The organism is Pseudomonas sp. KUIN-1 (assembly GCF_009176725.1).
Lineage (GTDB): Bacteria > Pseudomonadota > Gammaproteobacteria > Pseudomonadales > Pseudomonadaceae > Aquipseudomonas > Aquipseudomonas fragariae.
In genome coordinates this window covers 3675951-3696900 of the sequence record NZ_AP020337.1, presented here as the reverse complement: position 1 = coordinate 3696900, position 20950 = coordinate 3675951, and the positions used below count along the sequence as shown (strand labels likewise).

18 protein-coding genes and 1 pseudogene are annotated in these 20950 nt (G+C 58.7%); 7 read left to right on the top strand and 12 right to left on the bottom strand.

From position 1 onward, the window contains the following. Positions 1-77 precede the first annotated feature (77 nt). The 7 genes from KUIN1_RS16340 to KUIN1_RS16310 form a co-directional block, all read right to left on the bottom strand. A complete protein-coding gene (locus tag KUIN1_RS16340) occupies positions 78-500 on the bottom strand; it encodes a GNAT family N-acetyltransferase (RefSeq protein ID WP_003405100.1) in 423 nt (140 codons plus the stop codon). Next, positions 493-1659, bottom strand: a complete 1167-nt coding sequence (locus KUIN1_RS16335; RefSeq protein WP_003405098.1) for a ribosomal protein uL16 3-hydroxylase — start codon at positions 1657-1659, stop codon at positions 493-495. The genes KUIN1_RS16340 and KUIN1_RS16335 overlap by 8 nt, the downstream gene beginning before the upstream one ends. Positions 1660-1719: 60 nt before the next feature. Continuing rightward, positions 1720-3090: an adenylosuccinate lyase gene (gene purB / locus KUIN1_RS16330; RefSeq protein ID WP_116886248.1), complete on the bottom strand. Its 1371-nt coding sequence runs from the start codon at positions 3088-3090 to the stop codon at positions 1720-1722. A gap of 131 nt (positions 3091-3221) precedes the next feature. After that, positions 3222-3842: a high frequency lysogenization protein HflD gene (gene hflD / locus KUIN1_RS16325; RefSeq protein WP_003405097.1), complete on the bottom strand. Its 621-nt coding sequence runs from the start codon at positions 3840-3842 to the stop codon at positions 3222-3224. Further along, on the bottom strand, positions 3842-4972 hold the full coding sequence (mnmA, locus tag KUIN1_RS16320; protein ID WP_011268273.1) for a tRNA 2-thiouridine(34) synthase MnmA: 1131 nt from the start codon (positions 4970-4972) through the stop codon (positions 3842-3844). Before mnmA ends, hflD begins: the two co-directional genes overlap by 1 nt. A 60-nt stretch (positions 4973-5032) precedes the next feature. Then, positions 5033-5479, bottom strand: a complete 447-nt coding sequence (locus tag KUIN1_RS16315) for an NUDIX hydrolase (protein ID WP_011268272.1) — start codon at positions 5477-5479, stop codon at positions 5033-5035. Positions 5480-5522: 43 nt separating this feature from the next. Beyond that, positions 5523-6428 (bottom strand): LysR family transcriptional regulator, encoded by a 906-nt coding sequence (locus tag KUIN1_RS16310; RefSeq protein ID WP_011268271.1) that lies wholly within the window; start codon positions 6426-6428, stop codon positions 5523-5525. A 300-nt stretch (positions 6429-6728) separates the two neighbouring features. On the opposite strand from KUIN1_RS16310, the gene KUIN1_RS16305 reads away from it, so the two are divergent. Beyond that, complete coding sequence (locus KUIN1_RS16305; RefSeq protein WP_003405090.1) at positions 6729-7610, top strand: alpha/beta fold hydrolase; 882 nt, start codon at positions 6729-6731, stop codon at positions 7608-7610. A 152-nt stretch (positions 7611-7762) separates the two neighbouring features. Here KUIN1_RS16305 and KUIN1_RS16300 read toward each other — a convergent pair whose 3' ends face one another. Both KUIN1_RS16300 and cspD read right to left on the bottom strand, forming a co-directional pair. Beyond that, on the bottom strand, positions 7763-9985 hold the full coding sequence (locus tag KUIN1_RS16300) for an NADP-dependent isocitrate dehydrogenase (RefSeq protein WP_011268270.1): 2223 nt from the start codon (positions 9983-9985) through the stop codon (positions 7763-7765). 618 nt (positions 9986-10603) lie between these two features. After that, positions 10604-10888 (bottom strand): cold shock domain-containing protein CspD, encoded by a 285-nt coding sequence (cspD, locus tag KUIN1_RS16295; protein WP_024639673.1) that lies wholly within the window; start codon positions 10886-10888, stop codon positions 10604-10606. A gap of 219 nt (positions 10889-11107) precedes the next feature. Here cspD and clpS point away from each other — a divergent pair, with 219 nt between their 5' ends. Continuing rightward, entirely contained in the window at positions 11108-11470 is a 363-nt protein-coding gene (clpS, locus tag KUIN1_RS16290) for an ATP-dependent Clp protease adapter ClpS (RefSeq protein ID WP_003405085.1), read from the top strand. A 30-nt stretch (positions 11471-11500) separates the two neighbouring features. Further along, positions 11501-13773: pseudogene (gene clpA, locus KUIN1_RS16285) on the top strand (ATP-dependent Clp protease ATP-binding subunit ClpA). Between the two features lie 117 nt (positions 13774-13890). Here the strand turns inward: clpA and infA are convergent. The 3 genes from infA to aat form a co-directional block, all read right to left on the bottom strand. Beyond that, positions 13891-14109: a translation initiation factor IF-1 gene (infA, locus tag KUIN1_RS16280; RefSeq protein ID WP_002553999.1), complete on the bottom strand. Its 219-nt coding sequence runs from the start codon at positions 14107-14109 to the stop codon at positions 13891-13893. Between the two features lie 101 nt (positions 14110-14210). After that, positions 14211-14918 carry an arginyltransferase gene (locus KUIN1_RS16275; protein WP_003405082.1) on the bottom strand — a complete coding sequence of 236 codons (708 nt, stop codon included), beginning with the start codon at positions 14916-14918 and terminating at the stop codon, positions 14211-14213. Positions 14919-14966: 48 nt separating this feature from the next. Then, positions 14967-15656 carry a leucyl/phenylalanyl-tRNA--protein transferase gene (gene aat / locus KUIN1_RS16270; RefSeq protein ID WP_003405081.1) on the bottom strand — a complete coding sequence of 230 codons (690 nt, stop codon included), beginning with the start codon at positions 15654-15656 and terminating at the stop codon, positions 14967-14969. 468 nt (positions 15657-16124) lie between these two features. Here aat and ftsK point away from each other — a divergent pair, with 468 nt between their 5' ends. The 4 genes from ftsK to crcB all read left to right on the top strand — a co-directional run bounded on the left by ftsK (position 16125) and on the right by crcB (position 20946). Beyond that, positions 16125-18530: a DNA translocase FtsK gene (ftsK, locus tag KUIN1_RS16260; protein WP_003405080.1), complete on the top strand. Its 2406-nt coding sequence runs from the start codon at positions 16125-16127 to the stop codon at positions 18528-18530. A gap of 77 nt (positions 18531-18607) precedes the next feature. Then, the gene (gene lolA, locus KUIN1_RS16255) at positions 18608-19231 is read left to right on the top strand and encodes an outer membrane lipoprotein chaperone LolA (RefSeq protein ID WP_003405079.1); all 624 of its coding nucleotides are present in this window, start codon (positions 18608-18610) and stop codon (positions 19229-19231) included. A gap of 18 nt (positions 19232-19249) precedes the next feature. Then, positions 19250-20572, top strand: a complete 1323-nt coding sequence (locus tag KUIN1_RS16250) for a replication-associated recombination protein A (protein WP_003405078.1) — start codon at positions 19250-19252, stop codon at positions 20570-20572. After that, positions 20572-20946: a fluoride efflux transporter CrcB gene (gene crcB, locus KUIN1_RS16245; RefSeq protein WP_011268268.1), complete on the top strand. Its 375-nt coding sequence runs from the start codon at positions 20572-20574 to the stop codon at positions 20944-20946. Before KUIN1_RS16250 ends, crcB begins: the two co-directional genes overlap by 1 nt. Positions 20947-20950: the final 4 nt, after the last annotated feature.

Below are 20950 nucleotides of genomic sequence, written 5' to 3'. Positions count from 1 at the left end.
CCTTGAGAGGGTCTAGCGAAAAAGGGCAGGGCGATCATTATGTAGTGCCGCGGTGAGCGCCTACATAACGGCGTTGATCACGCTTCGCGGAGCATATCGACGTGTGGCAGGCCGGCTTCGAGAAACTCGTCGCTGATAACCGAAAAGCCGAAGCGCTGATAAAACTCGACGGCCTGCACCTGAGCGCTCAGCTTGAGCGGCTTGAGGCCACGCTGTTCGGCTTCATGGATCACGGCATCCAACAGAGCCTCACCTACCTTCAGGCCACGCCAGTCTCTCAGGACTGACAGGCGACCGATCTCGCCATCGGGCAGCAGTCGGGCAGTGCCCACCGCATATTCACCCTCGTACGCAAGAAAGTGCACGGCACCTGCGTCTTCGGCATCCCACTCCAGTTCCGGCGGCACCGATTGTTCGGCAATGAATACCGAATCGCGTATGCGCCGGATATCGGCGTTGTTCTTCTGCCATTGGGCGACAGCTACAGTGACTTTATTCATCGGCAAATCCCAGGCTTCCTTGTTTTACGAGTTCGCAAAGCAAATTGCGCCCCTCGTCATCGGCCAACCATTGGCCGAGGTTTTCGCTGTGCAACGCATCGGCGGCACAGATCAGTTTGAGCAGGTCACGCAGGCTGCCCGGCAGCAGGCGGCTCTGGCCACTGGCAAACAGTAGCAGATCGTCATCGACTTCAGACCAGGCCAGCCGTGCGCTCGGGTTGCGAATCAGCACCGCGCCCTGCTCGAGGCTGTCGAGCAGGTCCTGTTCGTCGAGCTCGGGGCCGGTTACCAGTTCCGGGTAGCGCGGCTCGGTCATGAACTGGCCGAACCAGGTCAGCAGCAGGCGTTCGTCACTCATGTGCTCGGCCAGCAGCGTTTTCAGGCGATCGAGCGCGTCATGCTGGATCTGATGGGGGTCGCTGACCGGCTGGGCATCAGCATCGGTATAGCGCTCTTCGTCCGGGATAAACTGGCTGAGGAAGTCGGTGAAGTGAGTCAGGACTTCGGCAGCGCTTGGCGCCCGGAAACCGACCGAGTAGGTCAGGCAGTCGTCGACGGCGACGCCGCAGTGCGCCAGGCGCGGCGGCAGATAAAGCATGTCGCCCGGTTCCAGCGTCCACTCTTCGGTCTTCTCGAATTCGGCAAGGATGCGCAGATCGGCATGCTGCAGCAGCGGGCTTTCCGCATCGCACATCTGGCCGATCTGCCAGTGGCGTTTGCCGTGTCCCTGCAGCAGGAACACATCATAGTTGTCGAAATGCGGACCTACGCTGCCGCCAGGGGCTGCGTAGCTGATCATCACGTCGTCAATCCGCCAGCTGGGCAGAAAGCGGAAGTTTTCCAGCAGCTCGCTGACCTCCGGAACGAATTGGTCCACGGCCTGGACCAGCAGCGTCCAGTCGCGCTCGGGCAGCTTGCTGAACTCGTCTTCAGCGAACGGGCCACGACGCAGCTCCCACGGACGCTCGCCGTTTTCGATGACCAGGCGCGACTCCACTTCTTCTTCCAGGGCGAGGCCGGCAAGCTCGTCCGCGTCGATCGGGCTTTGAAAGTCCGGCAGAGCCTGGCGGATCAGCAGCGGTTTTTTCTGCCAGTAGTCACGCAGGAAAACGCGAGCACTGATGCCGCCCAGAAGTTGTAGAGGAATATCAGGATTCATGTGTAAGCCCTTGAAATGAAAACGCCCGGCACAGCCGGGCGTGTGCAATTTTTTTGCGTGTCAGATGCGCTTGGCCTGAGCGGCTGCGTTACCGATGTAATTGGCTGGCGTGAGCTTCTTGAGCTCGGCCTTGGCTTCGTCGGGCATATCCAGACCGTCGATGAAAGTCTGCAACGCTTCAGGACCGATGCCCTTGCCGCGGGTCAGTTCTTTCAGTTTTTCGTACGGGTTTTCGATGTTGTACCGACGCATGACAGTCTGAATCGGCTCTGCCAGAACTTCCCAGCATGCGTCCAGATCGGCGGCAATGCGCTGTTCGTTCAGTTCCAGCTTGCTGATGCCCTTGAGGCTGGCTTCGTAGGCAATGACGCTGTGGGCAAAGCCGACGCCCAGGTTGCGCAGCACGGTGGAGTCGGTCAGGTCACGCTGCCAGCGAGAGACAGGCAGCTTGCTCGCCAGATGCTGGAACAGTGCGTTGGCGATGCCCAGGTTGCCTTCGGAGTTTTCGAAGTCGATCGGGTTGACCTTGTGCGGCATGGTCGAGGAGCCGATTTCGCCAGCGATGGTGCGCTGTTTGAAATAGCCCAGCGAGATGTAGCCCCAGATGTCACGGTCGAAGTCGATCAGGATGGTGTTGAAGCGCGCAATGGCATCGAACAGCTCGGCAATGTAGTCGTGCGGTTCGATCTGCGTGGTGTAGGGGTTGAAGCCCAGTCCCAGTTCGTCTTCGATGAAGGCGCGCGCGTTGGCTTCCCAGTCGATGTCTGCGTAGGCAGAGAGGTGGGCATTGTAGTTGCCGACTGCGCCGTTGATCTTGCCGAGCAACGGGACTGCCGCGATCTGGCTGATCTGGCGCTCGAGGCGGTAGACGACGTTGGCCAGTTCCTTGCCCAGTGTGGTTGGGGAGGCGGGCTGGCCGTGGGTGCGGGACAGCATCGGCACGTCTGCGAAGCGAATCGCCAGCTCGCGGATGGCGTCGGCGATCTGGCGCATCAGCGGCAGCACGACAGTGTCGCGGCCCTCGCGCAGCATCAATGCGTGAGACAGGTTGTTGATGTCTTCGCTGGTGCAGGCGAAGTGGATGAACTCACTGATCTTTTCCAGCTCTGGCAATTTGGCAGCCTGCTCCTTGAGCAGATACTCCACAGCCTTCACGTCATGATTGGTGGTGCGCTCGATTTCCTTGACGCGCTCGGCATGCTCCACGGAGAAGTCTTCAGCCAGGGCATCCAGGATGGCGTTGGCTTGCGCGGAGAAGGCCGGGACTTCGGTGATCTGCGGGTGAGCCGCAAGACGCTGGAGCCAGCGAACTTCAACCATCACGCGGAAACGGATCAGGCCATATTCGCTGAAAATAGGGCGCAAGGCCTGGGTTTTGCCGGCGTAGCGGCCATCAACAGGGGAAACCGCAGTGAGCGAAGAAAGCTGCATGGGATGCTCTCGGACAGTCGGGCGACGAAAAGGGCGCATATCATACATGAAAAGTCAGTCGGACCGGAGCCCGCTGACCAGCGTAGACAGCGTCGTGCCTGGGGTGGTGAAGGTCATTGGCGCGCGGCGGGTCAGCCGTGCAGCAATGGATAGAGTTCTTTCAACAACTTGCGGCGGCTGAACACCAGTTGCCAGCGATGACCGCCAACTTGCCGCCACAGCCGGGCAGAGCGAATACCGGCCAGCAGAATGCCGCGAATCTTCGAGGCATTGTTCGGCTGCTGCAGGTTGCGCATGTCGCCTTGTACCTGAATGCGCTGGCGCAAGGTGCTCAGGGTGTCCTGATACAGTGCGCCGGTCGCGGCAATCACGTTCTCGTGGGCGATGCCGAAATGCTCGACCTGGGACTGAATGACCGGAATGCGTTTGCCGATCACTTCAAGCAGGTCATCGCGCTTGGCCAACTGGCGTTCGAGGCCGAGCATCGACAGGGCGTAGCGCAACGGTTCGCGTTGCAAGGTTGCCGGGTCACGCTCCAGGGCGCTGGCCATGGCGCGATAGCCTTCGTGCAGGTTGAGGTCGTCGCCGCCGTAAACGTCAAGCGTATCCTTGGGGTCGACCACCAGCAGGCTGCCGAGCATGCAGCTCAGGGCCGCTTCGCTGATCTGACCGGTCTTGGCGATCCGGTCGACCAGCACGGCGGCCTGGAATACACCGCCCAGAGCGATCAGTTGTTCCTGAGTCGGGCTCATCAACGCTTGTCCTTGGTGGTCCAGGGTTCGGCAATTTCGATCACGCCGCCGCCCAGACAGATTTCGCCGTCGTAGAACACCACGGACTGGCCGGGGGTGACGGCGCGTTGTGGGTCATCGAATGTGGCGCGGTAACCGTCAGCGGTCTTTTCCAGCGTGCATGGCTGGTCGCCCTGGCGGTAACGGACCTTCGCGGTGAGCCTGCGCGGGCTGCTCAGATCGATCGGGTTGACCCAATAGATTTCCGAAGAGACCAGCGCACGGGAAAACAGCCAGGGATGATCGTTGCCCTGGCCGACGATCAGTTCATTGTTTTCCAGGTCCTTGACCAGCACGTACCACGGATCGTCGCTGGCGTCCTTGAGACCGCCAATGCCCAGGCCCTGACGCTGGCCGATGGTGTGGTACATCAGGCCGCTGTGACGACCGATGACTTCGCCTTCGGTGGTCTTGATCTCACCGGGCTGGGCAGGCAGGTACTGACGCAGAAAGTCGGTGAAGCGGCGCTCGCCAATGAAGCAGATGCCGGTGGAATCCTTCTTCTTGGCAGTGGCCAGGCCGTGCTTTTCGGCAATGGCACGCACTTCCGGTTTTTCCAGCTCGCCAACTGGGAACAGCGTGCGGGCAATCTGCTCGCCGCCAACGGCGTGCAGGAAGTAGCTCTGGTCCTTGTTCGGGTCCAGGCCTTTGAGCAGTTCGGTACGTCCATCGATATCGCGGCGACGTACGTAATGACCGGTAGCAATAAGGTCGGCGCCGAGCATCAGTGCGTAGTCGAGAAACGCCTTGAACTTGATTTCGCGGTTACACAGGATGTCCGGATTCGGCGTGCGCCCGGCCTTGTACTCTTCGAGGAAGTGCTCGAAAACGTTGTCCCAGTACTCGGCTGCGAAGTTCGCCGTGTGCAGCTTGATGCCGATCTTGTCGCACACGGCCTGGGCATCTGCCAGGTCTTCGCGGGCGGTGCAGTATTCCGTTCCGTCGTCTTCTTCCCAGTTCTTCATGAACAAGCCTTCCACCTGATAACCCTGCTCCATGAGCAGTACGGCGGAAACGGAAGAGTCCACGCCGCCGGACATGCCGACTATGACGCGCTTCATTTCTGAGTTCGAGGGGGCTGGATCACGCATGGGGATTCAACGGCTGACCTGTAAAAGGACGCGATTCTATCAGGCTGAGGGCGTCGAGTCTCACGCCTTGTCGCGCAGCAGGTCGAGACTGAAACGTTCGCCATCGAGGTAGTCGTCCAGGCAACGCAATACCAACTCGCTGCGCCAGCGCTCCTGCTGGGCCACCAGTTCATCGCGAGTCAGCCAGACTGCGCCGACGATGCCTTCATCGAGTTGATATTCCGGATGGTGGCGCAGGGCCTTGGCGGCAAAGCAGATTCGCTGGTAGGTCACGCCATTGCTCGGCGCGGTGTACAGGTAGATGCCCACCACGCTGCTCAATTCGACGTCCCAGCCGGTTTCTTCCAGGGTTTCACGCACGGCGGCGCGTTGCAGGCTTTCGTTCGGGTCGAGGTGCCCGGCGGGTTGGTTGAGTACGGCGCGTCCGCCTTTGATTTCTTCGACAAAAAGAAAGCGGCCTTGATCTTCGACGATGGTGGCGACGGTAACGTGGGCTTGCCAGGTCATGATAATGGGGCTCCTTGCAGGGGATTGAGTCAGCCTTAGCAGCTTATGGGTGTTCGAACTGCAGATCATGCCTCAGCGCGCTGACGCAGAAGTCCACAAAGGCTCGCACTTTGGATGAGCGACGACGGCCCTCCAGGTAAACAACGTGAACCGGTTCCGGCATTATTTCGAACGTGTCCAGAACACACTTGAGCCTGCCTTCCTGCAGGTGCTCGCGTATCTGATAGTACGGCACCTGGGTCAGTCCCCAGTCCTGCAATGCTGCGCTGATAGCCGCCTGATACGACGTCAGGCTGAGTCTCGATGCGACGTCTACTGAGTAATGCTTGTCGTCGATCCGGAAAAGCCAGTGAGGCGAGCGTTCGGCGGTGCTGGTCGAAACTGTCGAATGCTGTCGCAAATCGTCGGGATGCTGCGGAACTCCGTGCTTTTCGAGATAGCCAGGGGATGCGCAAACCATACGCCGCACGCTACCTGTCTGGATTGCGGTAAGAGACGAATCGGGCAGGGTGCCGATCCTGACGGCCACGTCGACGCCCTCATCGAGCATGGACACGACCCGGTCGACCAGAATGGCACGGATGTCCACAGCCGGAAACCGCTCGAGAAAGCTCGTCATTACGGGCACGACATGCAGCGCGCCGAACATCTGAGGTGCGGTGACCGTCAGCAGGCCGCCTGGCAACGCATGCAAGCCGCCCGCCGCGCTTTCAGCCTCATCAAGGTCGGCAAGCAGTCGGCGGCAATCTGCGGCGAAGCGCTGGCCCGCCTCGGTGAGCCGCATGTTGCGAGTGGTGCGCACCACCAGAAGGATGCCCAGGCGACTCTCCAGACTCGCGACAGCCCGGGTTACCGTGGCGGTCGACAGGCCAAAGTGGCGGGCTACCCCGGCAAAACTGGTTTGCTCGGCAAGTCCGGCAAAAAGCGTCATTTCCTGAATACGGTCCATGGTCCGCCTGCCTGCCACGAGAGATGTGGAGTCGTATCAGTATTTCAGAAATTGAAATGGTGAATTGATTTTTACGGTGATTCTGCAGCTTACATGCAATGACTAGGATAGCAACTCATTCATCCAGCCCGGTCAGACTCTCCTATGAAAAATTTCGGTTCAGTCGACGCTGAAAACGCCCCATCCGGTGTCAGTCGGCGCAAGGTTTTACAAGCGTCCGCGATAGGCGCTGCTTCTGCTCTCGGGGCGTCGTTGGTGAGCGCCGCTTCTGCAAGCAATAAACCTCTCAGGGAAAATGCAATGAACAGTGATGATGCTTTCCGCGTGACGTTTCACACTCAGCAGGTAGGAGACGTAAATGTGTTCTATCGCGAAGTCGGACCCAGGGACGCCCCGGTGCTTCTGCTGCTCCATGGGTTTCCGAGTTCCAGCCACATGTTTCGTGACCTGATGCCATTGTTGGCGAGTCAGTACCGCCTGATCGCTCCCGATCTGCCCGGTTTCGGCAATACCAAAGCACCACCGCGCGGGCAGTTCGATTACACATTCGAAAACCTTTACACGGTGATCGAGGGCTTTACCGAGGCACTGGGCCTGAAGAAATACGCGTTATACCTATTCGACTATGGCGCACCGACAGGCTTGCGGCTCGCAGCGGCGAACCCGGAGAAGGTTACTGCAATCATCAGTCAGAACGGCAATGCCTATCTGGAAGGATTCAGCGATCAATGGGGCCCGTGGCAAGCCTATTGGCGCGAGCCTTCGGCAGCCAATCGCGAAGCCTGTCGCGCCTCGTTGTCACCGCAAGTCATCCGGGACTGGCAATACGGTACGGGAGCCGATCCTGAAAAGCTTTCTCCCGATGGCTACAACCTCGACATCCTGTATATGGCGCGGCCGGGCGCAGAGGAAATCCAGCTTGACCTGATTCTTGACTACCGCAGTAACGTAGCGGCTTACCCCTCGTTTCAGGAATACCTGCGCAAATATCAGCCTCCCTTGCTGGCGGTCTGGGGCAAGCACGATCCGGCGTTTATACCTCCGGGCGCGCATGCTTATCGCAAGGACGTCCCGGCTGCTGAGGTGCATCTGCTGGATGCAGGCCACTTTGCATTGGAAACACACGCGCCGGAGGTCGCCGAATACATTCGCGACTTTCTTTCGCGCACGCTGAAAGGCTGAGCGGGGTGGTGGTGTGCTTGAGCAGGCATCTCCCTGGTGCCCGGGCTTACACAGGTAGCTGACATTTTCCATGGATAAAAAAATCCCCGGCAACAGGCCGGAGATTTTTTTGTGAGACGGTGCATTTTTTATGCGCCGCCTTGGATTGCCTCTTACAGCGCGGCGATGGCCGCGTTGAGCGTGGCGCTCGGGCGCATGGCCTTGCTGGTGACTTCCGGGTTAGGGAAGTAGTAGCCGCCAATGTCCACCGGCTTGCCCTGAACGGCGTTCAGCTCGGCAACGATTTTTTCTTCGTTGTCGGTCAGGGTCTTGGCCAGCGGCGCGAACTGCGCCTTGAGGTCTGCGTCGTCGTTCTGAGCAGCCAGTGCCTGGGCCCAGAACAGGGTCAGGTAGAAGTGGCTGCCGCGGTTATCGATACCGCCGACCTTGCGCGAAGGCGACTTGTTACGGTCCAGGAACTCGCCAGTGGCCTGATCGAGGGTCTTGGACAGAACCAGCGCTTTCGGATTGTTGTAGGCATGGCCCAGATGCTCGAGGGACGCCGCCAGGGCCAGGAATTCGCCCAGCGAATCCCAGCGCAGGAAGTTTTCCTCGACGAACTGCTGCACGTGCTTCGGAGCCGACCCACCGGCGCCTGTTTCGAACAGACCGCCGCCGTTCATCAGCGGAACGATCGACAGCATCTTCGCGCTGGTGCCCAGTTCCATGATCGGGAACAGGTCAGTCAGGTAGTCGCGCAGAACGTTGCCGGTCACCGAAATGGTGTCCTTGCCTGCGCGCGTGCGTTCCAGGGTCAGCTTCATCGCGTCGACAGGTGACAGGATCTGGATATCCAGGCCCGAGGTGTCGTGGTCGCCTAGGTACTTGCGCACTTTTTCGATCATCACGCTGTCGTGGGCGCGGGATGAGTCCAGCCAGAAGATAGCCGGGGTGTTGCTGGCGCGGGCACGGTTGACGGCCAGTTTCACCCAGTCCTGGATCGGTGCGTCCTTGGCCTGACACATGCGCCAGATATCGCCGGCTTCGACGTTCTGTTCCATCAGCAGGTTGCCCTGGATGTCGGTTACGCGAACCACGCCGTTGGTCTGAATGTGGAACGTCTTGTCGTGGGAGCCATACTCTTCGGCCTTCTGAGCCATCAGGCCGACGTTCGGTACGCTGCCCATGGTGGTCGGGTCGAATGCGCCATTTTTCTTGCAGTCTTCGATGACCGCTTGATAGATGGTGGCGTAGCAGCGATCCGGAATGACGGCCTTGGCATCGTGCAACTGACCGTCTGTGCCCCACATCTTGCCGGAGTCACGGATCATTGCCGGCATCGAGGCGTCGACGATGACGTCGCTCGGCACGTGCAGGTTGGTGATGCCCTTGTCGGAATTGACCATCGCCAGCTGTGGGCGAACGGCGTAGACCGCTTCGATGTCAGCCTTGATCTCTGCCTGCTTGTCAGCGGGCAGGGCAGTGATGCGCTCGTACAGGTCGCCGATGCCGTTGTTCAGGCTGAAGCCGATCTGCTTGAGCGTATCAGCGTGCTTGGTCAGCGCATCCTTATAGAACTCGTCGACGATCTGGCCAAACATGATCGGGTCGGAGATCTTCATCATGGTGGCTTTCAAGTGCACCGAAAACAGCACGCCCTGCTTGCGGGCGTCTTCGATTTCGGCAGCAATGAAGCTGCGCAGGGCCTTGGCGCTCATGACCGAGCAGTCGACGACTTCGCCAGCCTTGACGGCGGTTTTTTCCTTCAGGACGGTGGTGGTGCCGTCCTGAGCGACGAGTTCGATCTTAACGGTATTGTCGGCCGCGATCTCGGCGGCTTTTTCGCTGCCGTAGAAGTCGCCGTTGCTCATGTGTGCAACGTGAGCCTTGGAGTCAGCCGACCAGGCGCCCATCTTGTGCGGGTGCTTGCGCGCATAATTCTTGACCGACAGCGGGGCGCGGCGATCGGAATTGCCTTCGCGCAGAACCGGGTTCACGGCGCTGCCCTTGGTCTTGTCGTAGCGTGCGCGGGTTTCTTTTTCCGCGTCAGTGGCAGGGTTTTCAGGGTAGTCAGGAATGTTGTAGCCCTGATTCTGAAGCTCCTTGATGGTCGCCTTCAATTGCGGGACCGAGGCGCTTATGTTAGGCAGCTTGATGATATTGGCCTCTGGCGTGGTAGCCAGTTTGCCCAGCTCGGCGAGATGATCCGGCACTTTTTTGTCGGCAAGCAATTCCGGGAAGCTGGAAAGAACACGGCCCGCCAGAGAAATGTCGCGTGTTTCCACGTCGATATCGGAGGTCGCTGTGAACGCTTCGATAATGGGCAGCAGGGAGTAGGTGGCGAGGGCCGGAGCTTCGTCGGTGAAGGTGTAGATGATCTTCGAGCGGTTGGACATTCGTATTAACTCTCTTTTGCTGAGCATGCACAAAATCTCGATACGCGCATTGTAGGCGCGCTTGCCCACGGTTCGGCCATGAGCCAGGTCGAGGTTTATTCGCGGTGATGTTGGGTGCATCAGTCGAGCGTCAAGCTGTCGGGTCAGGTAGCAGCCCGACGCATAAGGAAGGCCGAGGGTCAGAATCCAGACGGGTCGGCCTTGATGACTCTGCGGTCACGGCGCGAGTATATCAAACCATTGGCACCACGCATTAATGCTATGCGAGCTATCGAAAAATGAATATCCGCCGTTGGTCGAACGCGCGGTCTTTCAGGCCGGTGTCGGGAATGCTTGCATGTGGGCCTGCACGCCTTGAGGGGGGGGGTCAGATGGGGAAGGGCAGAGTTTCGTTGCTCAGGATGGCTCGGGATAAACGAAGTGAACGTTCTGGATTGGAGTCTGGGCATCCGCGGTGCAATAACCGCTAATACGATACCCCGGGGAGCGCGACGGGTATAAAGCAGACCAATGTCTCTGTCTCTTTACGTGTCCGGCAAAGCTCATTGCATGCTTCTGCCAATTCGGCGGGCTCTGATGGCTGCCGTTATACATCAACTGATTTTTTCAACACGAGCATCAGGCGTCCGCGTGAGCGTGGTCCTGCTGAAGCAGCGGCTGGGTATCTTTTGCCGGATCCTGCTTTTTTTCTTCCGAGCTGTTGATTTTTATCGCCTGAAGCCCTTTTGGGCCGTGGGCGACTTCAAATCTGACTTTCTGGCCAGCCTTGAGAGTTTTGTAACCGTCCATTTCGATGGCCGAGAAATGAACGAACAGATCCTCGTCACTCTTGCCTTCAGCGTTTATGAACCCAAACCCTTTTGCATTGTTGAACCACTTGACTTTTCCTTCAATCATCACCATCTCCCTCTGCAAAGGACTCCGTCAGGAGTATCATCCACTTCAATCCGCTCCCCACCCAAAAAAATTTTGGTTGACTGCGCGGACCCTTTTTACCCAATGTGGGCTCTATTGTTTGTAACACCGTTTAGCTGATAGTCAAGGTCATGTGGCAGCCCATTTAAAAACCGTCCAGACTGCGACTAAATTGCTCAATCCGCCCTCAAACGAACATTTCTTTCCATGCATGCATTCAGCAAGATTCGACTAACATTCAATCAGGATGATCCGCAGTCGCACGAGGACGACTCGGCGGGCATTGCGGTGCAGGACGCCAAGCCGACCCTGCAGGCGCCACCGATGTACAAGGTGGTTTTATTCAACGATGACTACACCCCGATGGATTTCGTCGTAGAAGTGCTCGAGGTGTTTTTTAACCTGAATCGTGAGCTGGCCACCAAAGTCATGCTGGCCGTCCATACAGAGGGACGGGCAGTCTGCGGATTGTTTACCCGCGACATCGCCGAGACCAAGGCAATGCAGGTCAATCAATACGCCAGGGAGAGCCAGCATCCGCTACTCTGTGAGATCGAGAAGGACGGTTAAACGCCGACCACTTGGGTATGAGGTGAAGCTATGTTAAACCGTGAGCTCGAAGTCACCCTCAATCTTGCCTTCAAGGAGGCACGTTCGAAGCGTCATGAGTTCATGACGGTCGAGCATCTCCTGCTGGCTCTATTGGATAATGAGGCTGCAGCCACTGTCCTGCGTGCCTGCGGCGCAAACCTCGATAAACTCAAGCATGATCTGCAGGAGTTCATCGACTCCACCACCCCGCTGATCCCCGTTCATGACGAGGATCGCGAGACACAACCGACGCTCGGGTTCCAGCGCGTGCTGCAACGGGCAGTCTTCCATGTGCAGAGCTCCGGCAAGCGCGAAGTGACCGGCGCCAATGTGCTGGTTGCGATTTTCAGTGAGCAGGAAAGCCAGGCCGTATTTCTGCTTAAACAGCAGAGCGTGGCCCGGATCGATGTCGTCAACTATATCGCCCACGGTATCTCCAAGGTGCCAGGGCATGGCGAACACTCTTCTGAAGGTGAGCAGGATATGCAGGACGACGAGGGCGGTGAAGCATCTTCCTCAGGCAATCCTCTGGATGCCTATGCCAGCAATCTGAACGAGTTGGCGCGTCAGGGACGCATCGACCCACTGGTCGGCCGCGAAAGCGAAGTCGAGCGGGTGGCACAGATTCTGGCTCGTCGTCGCAAGAACAATCCTTTGCTGGTCGGTGAAGCGGGTGTCGGTAAAACGGCCATCGCCGAAGGTCTGGCCAAACGCATCGTCGACAATCAGGTGCCTGACCTGCTTGCCAACAGTGTCGTCTACTCGCTCGACCTGGGCGCGTTGCTGGCCGGGACGAAATACCGCGGCGATTTCGAGAAGCGCTTCAAGGCGTTGCTCAACGAGCTGCGCAAGCGTCCCCAGGCGATCCTGTTCATTGACGAGATCCACACGATCATCGGTGCCGGCGCGGCTTCTGGCGGGGTAATGGATGCTTCCAACCTGCTCAAGCCGCTGCTGTCTTCCGGCGAGATCCGTTGCATCGGTTCGACCACCTTCCAGGAGTTTCGCGGGATTTTCGAGAAGGATCGTGCCTTGGCGCGTCGTTTCCAGAAAGTCGATGTGTCCGAGCCTTCGGTCGAGGACACCATCGGTATCCTGCGTGGCCTGAAAAGCCGTTTCGAGCAGCATCACAGCATCGAATACAGCGACGAAGCCCTGCGCGCTGCCGCCGAGCTTGCATCGCGCTACATCAACGACCGTCATATGCCTGACAAGGCCATTGACGTGATTGATGAAGCGGGTGCGTACCAGCGTCTGCAGCCGGTCGAAAAGCGCGCCAAACGTATCGATGTGCCCGAGGTTGAAGACATCGTTGCCAAGATCGCGCGTATTCCGCCAAAACACGTCAACAGCTCCGACAAGGAACTGCTGCGTAACCTGGAGCGCGATCTCAAGCTCACTGTATTCGGACAGGATGCGGCGATCGACTCGTTGTCGACGGCGATCAAGCTGTCTCGCGCAGGTCTCAAGTCGCCTGACAAGCCGGTCGGTTCGTTCCTGTTCGCCGGTCCTACGGGCGTCGGCAAGACCGAGGCGCTCGTCAGCTGGCCAAGGCACTGGGCGTCGAGTTGATCCGTTTCGACATGTCCGAGTATATGGAACGGCACACCGTTTCCCGTCTGATCGGCGCGCCTCCGGGCTATGTCGGTTTCGACCAGGGCGGTCTGCTGACCGAGGCCATTACCCGTCAGCCACATTGCGTGCTGTTGCTCGATGAAATCGAAAAGGCTCACCCGGAAGTCTTCAACCTGCTTCTGCAGGTGATGGACCACGGTACGCTGACCGACAACAACGGGCGCAAGGCGGACTTCCGCAATGTGATCGTGATCATGACCACCAACGCCGGGGCCGAGTCTGCTGCGCGGGCTTCGATCGGTTTCACGCATCAGGACCATTCGTCCGACGCGATGGAAGTGATCAAGAAGAGCTTCACGCCAGAGTTCCGCAACCGCCTGGATACCATCATTCAGTTCGGTCGCCTCAGCCACGAAGTCATCAAGAGTGTGGTCGACAAGTTCCTCACCGAGCTTCAGGCCCAGCTGGAAGACAAGCGCGTACTGCTCGAAGTGTCCGAGGCGGCGAGAAGCTGGCTGGCGCAGGGTGGTTACGATGCAGCAATGGGTGCCAGACCGATGGCTCGCCTGATTCAGGACAAGATCAAACGGCCACTCGCCGAAGAGATCCTGTTCGGCGAACTGTCAGAGCATGGCGGCGTGGTTCACATCGATATCAAGGATGGCGAGATCACCTTCGATTTCGAAACCACGGCGGAAATGGCCTGATAGCCGACGCCTCGCCCCGCATCATTGATCGATGCGGGGCAGGTCGAGGGCATCGGACGTAAAAAACAGGCATACAAAAACGCCCGGCTTATGCCGGGCGTTTTTGTTAATGCCTGTTTAACGAGCGCGGTAGGTGATGCGCCCTTTGCTCAGGTCGTAGGGCGTCAGCTCTACACGCACTTTGTCACCGGTCAGAATACGGATGTAGTTCTTGCGCATCTTGCCGGAGATATGCGCGGTTACGACGTGCCCGTTTTCCAACTCCACGCGAAACATGGTGTTGGGCAGGGTGTCGACGACAGTGCCTTCCATTTCGAAGCTGTCTTCTTTCGACATGCAGTAAAGCCCTCGGTATACAAATGAGTGGCCCGGTGCAAGTGGCGCCAGGCAAAAGCGGCGTGCATTGTGCCCGAAAAAACCAGTTTAAGCCAAGGGGTTCAATACAGAGTGACCCATCTTTGATTGGTGAGCAGCTCGATGGGGCGATATTGGGTCTTGTAATTCATCTTTTTGCAGTTCTTGATCCAGTAGCCCAGGTACACCGCCTGCAGTTGAAGTCTGGCAGCCTCGGCGATCTGCCACAAAATGGCGTAACGGCCCAGACTGCGGCGTTCTTCATCGGGTTCGTAGAACGTGTAGACCGCGGAAAGTCCGTTGGGCAGCAGGTCGGTGACGGCAACTGCCAGCAGACGTTGATCGACACGAAATTCGTAAAAGCGCGAAAAAGGCAGATCGCGAACCAGGAATGTCGAAAATTGCTCCTGGCTCGGCGGAAACATGTCGCCGTCAGCATGACGTTGTTCAATATAACGCTGATAAAGATCGAAGTATTCCTGAGTGAACGCGGGCTTGGCGCTTTGCACCTGAATGTCGACATTGCGTTTCAGAATGCGTTTTTGCTGACGGTCGGGTACGAAGAGGTTCACCGGAATGCGCGCAGGCACACAGGCACTGCAGTTCTGGCAGTGCGGGCGATAGAGATGGTCACCGCTGCGGCGAAACCCCATGTCCGACAAGTCAGCGTAGACCTGTACGTCCATCGGCTGGCTGGGGTCCAGAAACAGGGTCGTCGCCTGCTCTTCGGGCAGGTAACTGCAAGTGTGCGGTTGAGTGGCATAAAACTTCAGCCTCGCCAGCTCTGTCATGGTCGTCGCCTAATGGTGAATCCTTACCCATGAGTGTATGCCAGCCTGTCAAACTCGCCTAGCTGACCAGTCGGCGTCGGTCGGCTGATCCAGATGGCGGGACAGGTAATCGGCGAAGGTCTGCCGGGGAATGGAGCGCGCGCCGAAGCTATGCAAATGTTGCGTGGGCATCTGGCAGTCGATCAAGACAAATCCCCAGGCAGTCAAATGTTCCACCAGGGTGGCAAAACCGACTTTCGAGGCATTGTCTGCCCGGCTGAACATCGACTCGCCGAAAAACAGCTGGCCCATTGCCAGGCCGTACAGCCCGCCGACCAGCTCATCCTGATCCCAGACCTCGACGCTATGTGCGTGACCGCGGCGGTGCAGTTCGACATAGGCCGCCTGCATCGAGCCGGTTATCCAGGTTTCGTTGGCATAACTGCGAGGGGCGGCGCAGGCCTTGATCACGCTGGCGAAATCCTGATCGAAGGTCACCCGATAGCGCGACTGGCGCAGAACCTTGGCCAGGCTGCGCGAAATATGAAGTTCTTCGGGAAACAGCACCGTGCGCGGATCGGGAGACCACCAGAGAATCGGCTGCCCGTCCTGAAACCAGGGAAAGCAGCCGTGTCGATAGGCGCTGATCAGGCGATCGGCTGACAAGTCTCCGCCTGCGGCGAGCAAACCGTTGGGTTCACGGAGGGCTTTTTCCAATGGGGGAAAATCGAGGCTGTTGCGGTTCAACCAGGTCAGCATGGCATCACAACTTTACGGAAGGGGAGGGCGCACCTGTCTGTGAGTGCAACTCTGTGCGACAGGTGTGGTCACAAGCGGTTGTCATTATGGCGCGTACCTTGTGCATGCGGTAGGGCGCGAGCCGCGCAGCGGCCATGTGGCCGTTCAAGTTGCAGACTGTTGATAGAAACACGTCATAAGCCTTTGTCACAAAACGTAATGCATGCTCAAATTGAACATCGTCAGTGAAGGTGAAGGCATGTTCCGGCTTGCGGAACCGTCTGAAGTGGATCTGGTGTGTTTTCGTACAGACTCAAGTGGCTGTAAAACCGTACAATGCCTGTTTTGGGCGTTATCATTCAAGCGTCTGTCGACAGGCTTTCCCGCTGTCTGTACTCCCTGTCCATGCGGGAGCAGTCAGTGCCGTCCGACAGCCGTTTCTGGTCAATCAACGAGATGTTCGCGCTACCGCGCAGGAAATAAAGCGTTTTGAAGAAATCCACCCCAGCACCCAGCGCTGTCCCGCTCTGGCGACAGCAATTGCACTACCGGCTCAAGGAAGGGGCCCTGATCGCCTTTGGCGCACTGTGCCTGTATCTGATGATGGCCTTGCTGACCTACGATCAGAGCGATCCCGGCTGGAGCCACACCAGCAGCAATGCGGCACAGGTGCAGAATGCCGCAGGACGTGCAGGTGCGTTCTGTGCCGATATTCTGTTCATGATTCTGGGCTATTTCGCCTACATCTTCCCGCTGTTGCTGGCGATCAAGGCCTGGCAGGTGTTTCGCCATCGCCATGAGCCTTGGCAATGGAGCGGCTGGCTTTTCTCCTGGCGTCTGATCGGGCTGGTGTTCCTGATCCTGGCGGGCGCTGCGCTGGCGCATATCCACTTCCATTTCTCGGCCGGCTTCCCGGGCTCGGCAGGCGGTGTACTGGGCGAAGTGCTCGGCGATCTGGCCAAGAAAGCGCTGAATATTCAAGGCAGCACCTTGCTATTCATCGCCCTGTTTCTATTCGGTCTGACCGTGTTTACCGACCTGTCCTGGTTCAAGGTGATGGATGTCACCGGCAAGATCACCCTCGACCTGTTCGAACTGTTTCAGGGCGCTGCAAACCGCTGGTGGACTGCCCGCGCCGAGCGCAAGCAGATGGTTGCGCAGCTGCGTGAAGTGGACATGCGCGTCAACGATGTGGTCGCGCCTGTAGCGCCCGATCGGCGCGAGCAGGCCAAGGCCCGAGAGCGTCTGGTGGAGCGTGAAGCGTCGTTGAGCAAACACATGACCGAGCGCGAAAAGCACGTGCCCGCAGTCATCGCGCCAGCGCCTTCGAAGCCTGTAGAGCCCAGCAAGCGTGTGATGAAGGAAAAGCAGGCCCCGTTGTTCGTGGACAGCGCAGTTGAGGGTACTCTGCCGCCGATTTCCATCCTCGACCCTGCGGAGAAGAAACAGCTCAACTATTCGCCGGAGTCTCTGGCGGCTGTCGGCCACCTGCTGGAAATCAAGCTCAAGGAATTCGGTGTGGAGGTGTCGGTAGACTCCATCCATCCCGGTCCGGTGATTACTCGTTACGAGATCCAGCCAGCCGCCGGCGTCAAGGTCAGCCGCATTTCCAACCTCGCCAAGGACCTTGCGCGTTCGCTTGCCGTGACCAGCGTGCGTGTGGTCGAGGTGATTCCGGGCAAGACCACGGTCGGTATCGAGATCCCCAACGAAGACCGCCAGATCGTGCGCTTCTCCGAAGTGTTGTCGACCCCCGAATACGATAACGCCAAGTCGCCCGTCACCCTGGCGCTGGGCCACGACATTGGCGGCAAGCCGGTGATTACCGATCTGGCCAAGATGCCCCACCTGCTGGTAGCCGGTACGACCGGTTCCGGTAAGTCGGTGGGTGTGAACGCCATGATCCTGTCGATCCTGTTCAAGTCCGGCCCGGAAGACGCCAAGCTGATCATGATCGACCCGAAAATGCTCGAGCTGTCCATCTACGAAGGTATTCCGCACCTGTTGTGTCCGGTGGTCACCGACATGAAGGACGCCGCCAACGCCCTGCGCTGGAGCGTTGCCGAGATGGAGCGCCGTTACAAGCTGATGGCGAAGATGGGCGTGCGTAACCTGTCCGGCTTCAATCAGAAGGTCAAGGAAGCCCAGGACGCCGGTGAGCCGCTTGCCGATCCGCTGTACAAGCGCGAAAGCATTCATGACGAAGCGCCGCTGCTGAGCAAGCTGCCGACCATCGTCGTAGTGGTGGACGAGTTCGCCGACATGATGATGATCGTCGGCAAGAAGGTCGAAGAGCTGATCGCACGTATCGCCCAGAAAGCGCGTGCTGCGGGTATCCACCTGATTCTCGCGACCCAGCGTCCTTCGGTGGATGTGATCACCGGCCTGATCAAGGCCAACATTCCGACGCGTATGGCGTTCCAGGTGTCGAGCAAGATCGACTCGCGGACCATCATCGACCAGGGCGGTGCCGAACAACTGTTGGGCCACGGCGACATGCTGTACATGCCGCCAGGCACCAGCCTGCCGATTCGTGTGCATGGCGCGTTCGTTTCCGACGAAGAAGTGCATCGTGTGGTAGAAGCCTGGAAGCTGCGAGGTTCCCCGGACTACAACGACGATATTCTCGCTGGCGTCGAAGAGCCCGGCAGCGGCTTTGATGGCGGTAGTGGCGAGGGCAGTGAAGACAGCGAAAGCGACGCGCTTTACGATGAGGCCGTCAAGTTTGTGCTTGAAAGCCGCCGTGCATCGATTTCCGCCGTACAGCGCAAGCTGAAGATCGGCTATAACCGCGCAGCACGCATGATCGAAGCGATGGAAATGGCAGGGGTCGTGACCTCCATGAATACCAACGGTTCGCGTGAAGTCCTGGCCCCCGGGCCGGTGCGCGACTGATTTTTTACCACCCCGTATTGCGGCGACGGCGTGCACGCCACGCCGTCGCATCATCATCGACTTCAAAGAGGAATCCAATGCGCCTTATCCGCATGCTGTTGGCCACCGCACTGACCTTCTCCATGATCCCCGCCCATGCCGACAGCAAGGACGTGGCGCGCCTGACCCAGTTGCTGGAGAAATCCCAGACCCTGACCGCCCGCTTCTCGCAACTGACGCTGGATGGTGGCGGTACCCAGTTGCAGGAAACCACCGGCGAAATGGCCCTGCAGCGCCCCGGCTTGTTCAACTGGCACACCGATGCGCCACAGGAACAGTTGATGGTCTCGGACGGCAAGAAAGTTTCGCTGTGGGACCCTGATCTGGAGCAGGTCACGATCAAGAAACTCGATCAGCGCCTGACCCAGACTCCAGCCTTGCTGCTGTCCGGTGACGTATCGAAGATCAGCGAAAGCTTCGACATCACCGCGAAAGAAGCGGGTGGCGTGATCGATTTCACGCTCAAGCCCAAAACCAAGGACACGCTGTTCGACAGCCTGCGCCTGTCGTTTCGCAACGGCATCATCAACGACATGCAGTTGATCGACAGCGTCGGGCAGCGCACCAATATCCTGTTCACCGGGGTCAAGGCCAACGAGTCGATCGCAGCCAGCAAGTTTCAGTTCCAGATTCCCAAGGGCGCTGATGTCATTCAAGAGTAAAAGGGCCGATTTCTGACCATGGATCTGTTCAGCCGCGAACCGATAGCCCAGCCTCTGGCTGCACGTTTGCGTGCTACCAACCTGGATGAATATGTCGGTCAGGAACATGTACTTGCCCACGGCAAGCCTCTGCGTGAGGCGCTGGAGCAAGGCGCACTGCACTCGATGATTTTCTGGGGGCCGCCCGGCGTGGGCAAGACCACCCTGGCGAAGCTGCTGGCCAAGGTGTCGGACGCGCACTTCGAGACGGTTTCGGCGGTGCTCGCCGGGGTCAAGGAAATCCGTCAGGCAGTGGAAGTGGCCAGGCAGCAGGCCGGACAGTACGGCAAGCGCACCATCCTGTTCGTTGACGAAGTGCACCGCTTCAACAAGTCACAGCAGGACGCCTTCCTGCCTTACGTCGAGGACGGTACGCTGATCTTTATCGGCGCGACCACCGAAAACCCCTCGTTCGAACTCAACAACGCCTTGTTGTCCCGGGCGCGTGTCTACGTGCTCAAAAGCCTGGACGAAGCGGCGCTGCGCAAGCTGGTCAATCGTGCCCTGACCGAAGAGCGCGGGCTGGGCAAGCGGCAACTGACCCTGAGCGATGAGGGGTTTGCGATTCTGATGTCTGCCGCCGATGGCGACGGTCGGCGCATGCTCAACCTGCTGGAGAACGCTTCGGATCTGGCCGAAGACGGCAGCGAAATCGACGTCGGGCTGCTGCAAAGCCTGTTGGGTGACAGTCGACGCCGCTTCGACAAGGGCGGCGAGGCGTTCTATGACCAGATATCGGCCTTGCACAAGTCGATTCGCGGTTCAAATCCCGATGCGGCGCTGTACTGGTTTGCGCGGATGATCGACGGCGGCTGTGATCCACTGTATCTGGCGCGCCGCGTGGTGCGCATGGCCAGTGAAGATATCGGCAATGCCGATCCTCGTGCGCTGCCCTTGTGCATGTCCGCCTGGGATGTACAGGAACGCCTTGGCAGCCCCGAGGGCGAGCTGGCGGTCGCACAGGCCATTGTCTATCTCGCCTGTGCGCCGAAAAGCAACGCGGTCTACATGGCGTTCAAGGCGGCCATGCGTGAAGCGGGTGAGCACGGTTCGCTGGAGGTTCCGCTGCACTTGCGCAATGCGCCTACCAAGCTGATGAAGCAGCTCGGTTATGGCGAAGAATATCGCTATGCCCATGATGAGCCTGATGCTTACGCAGCTGGCGAAGACTACTTTCCAGATGAGCTGGAGCCACGGCAGTATTACCAGCCTGTGCCTCGCGGTCTGGAGCTCAAGATCGGTGAAAAGCTCAGGCATCTGAACGCATTGGACGATGCCAGCCCTCGCAAGCGGAGAAAGTGATGATTCAGACTATTCTTGCGGTGTCGATTGCCGGGATCGCTGGTACATTATTGCGCTTTGCGACAGGCACCTGGGTCAGCGCCAACTGGCCACGTTATTTTTACGCGGCGACGCTGGCAGTCAACATCGTCGGGTGCCTGATCATCGGTGTACTGTACGGACTGTTCCTGCTGCGTCCGGAAGTACCCATCGAAATTCGTGCCGGCTTGATTGTCGGTTTTGTAGGCGGTCTGACGACCTTTTCATCCTTTTCACTGGATACGCTGCGCCTGCTGGAAAGCGGGCAGGTACCGCTGGCCCTCGGCTATGCCGGTATCAGTGTATTCGGCGGGCTGCTCGCAACCTGGGCTGGCCTGTCCCTGACCAGACTTTGATAGA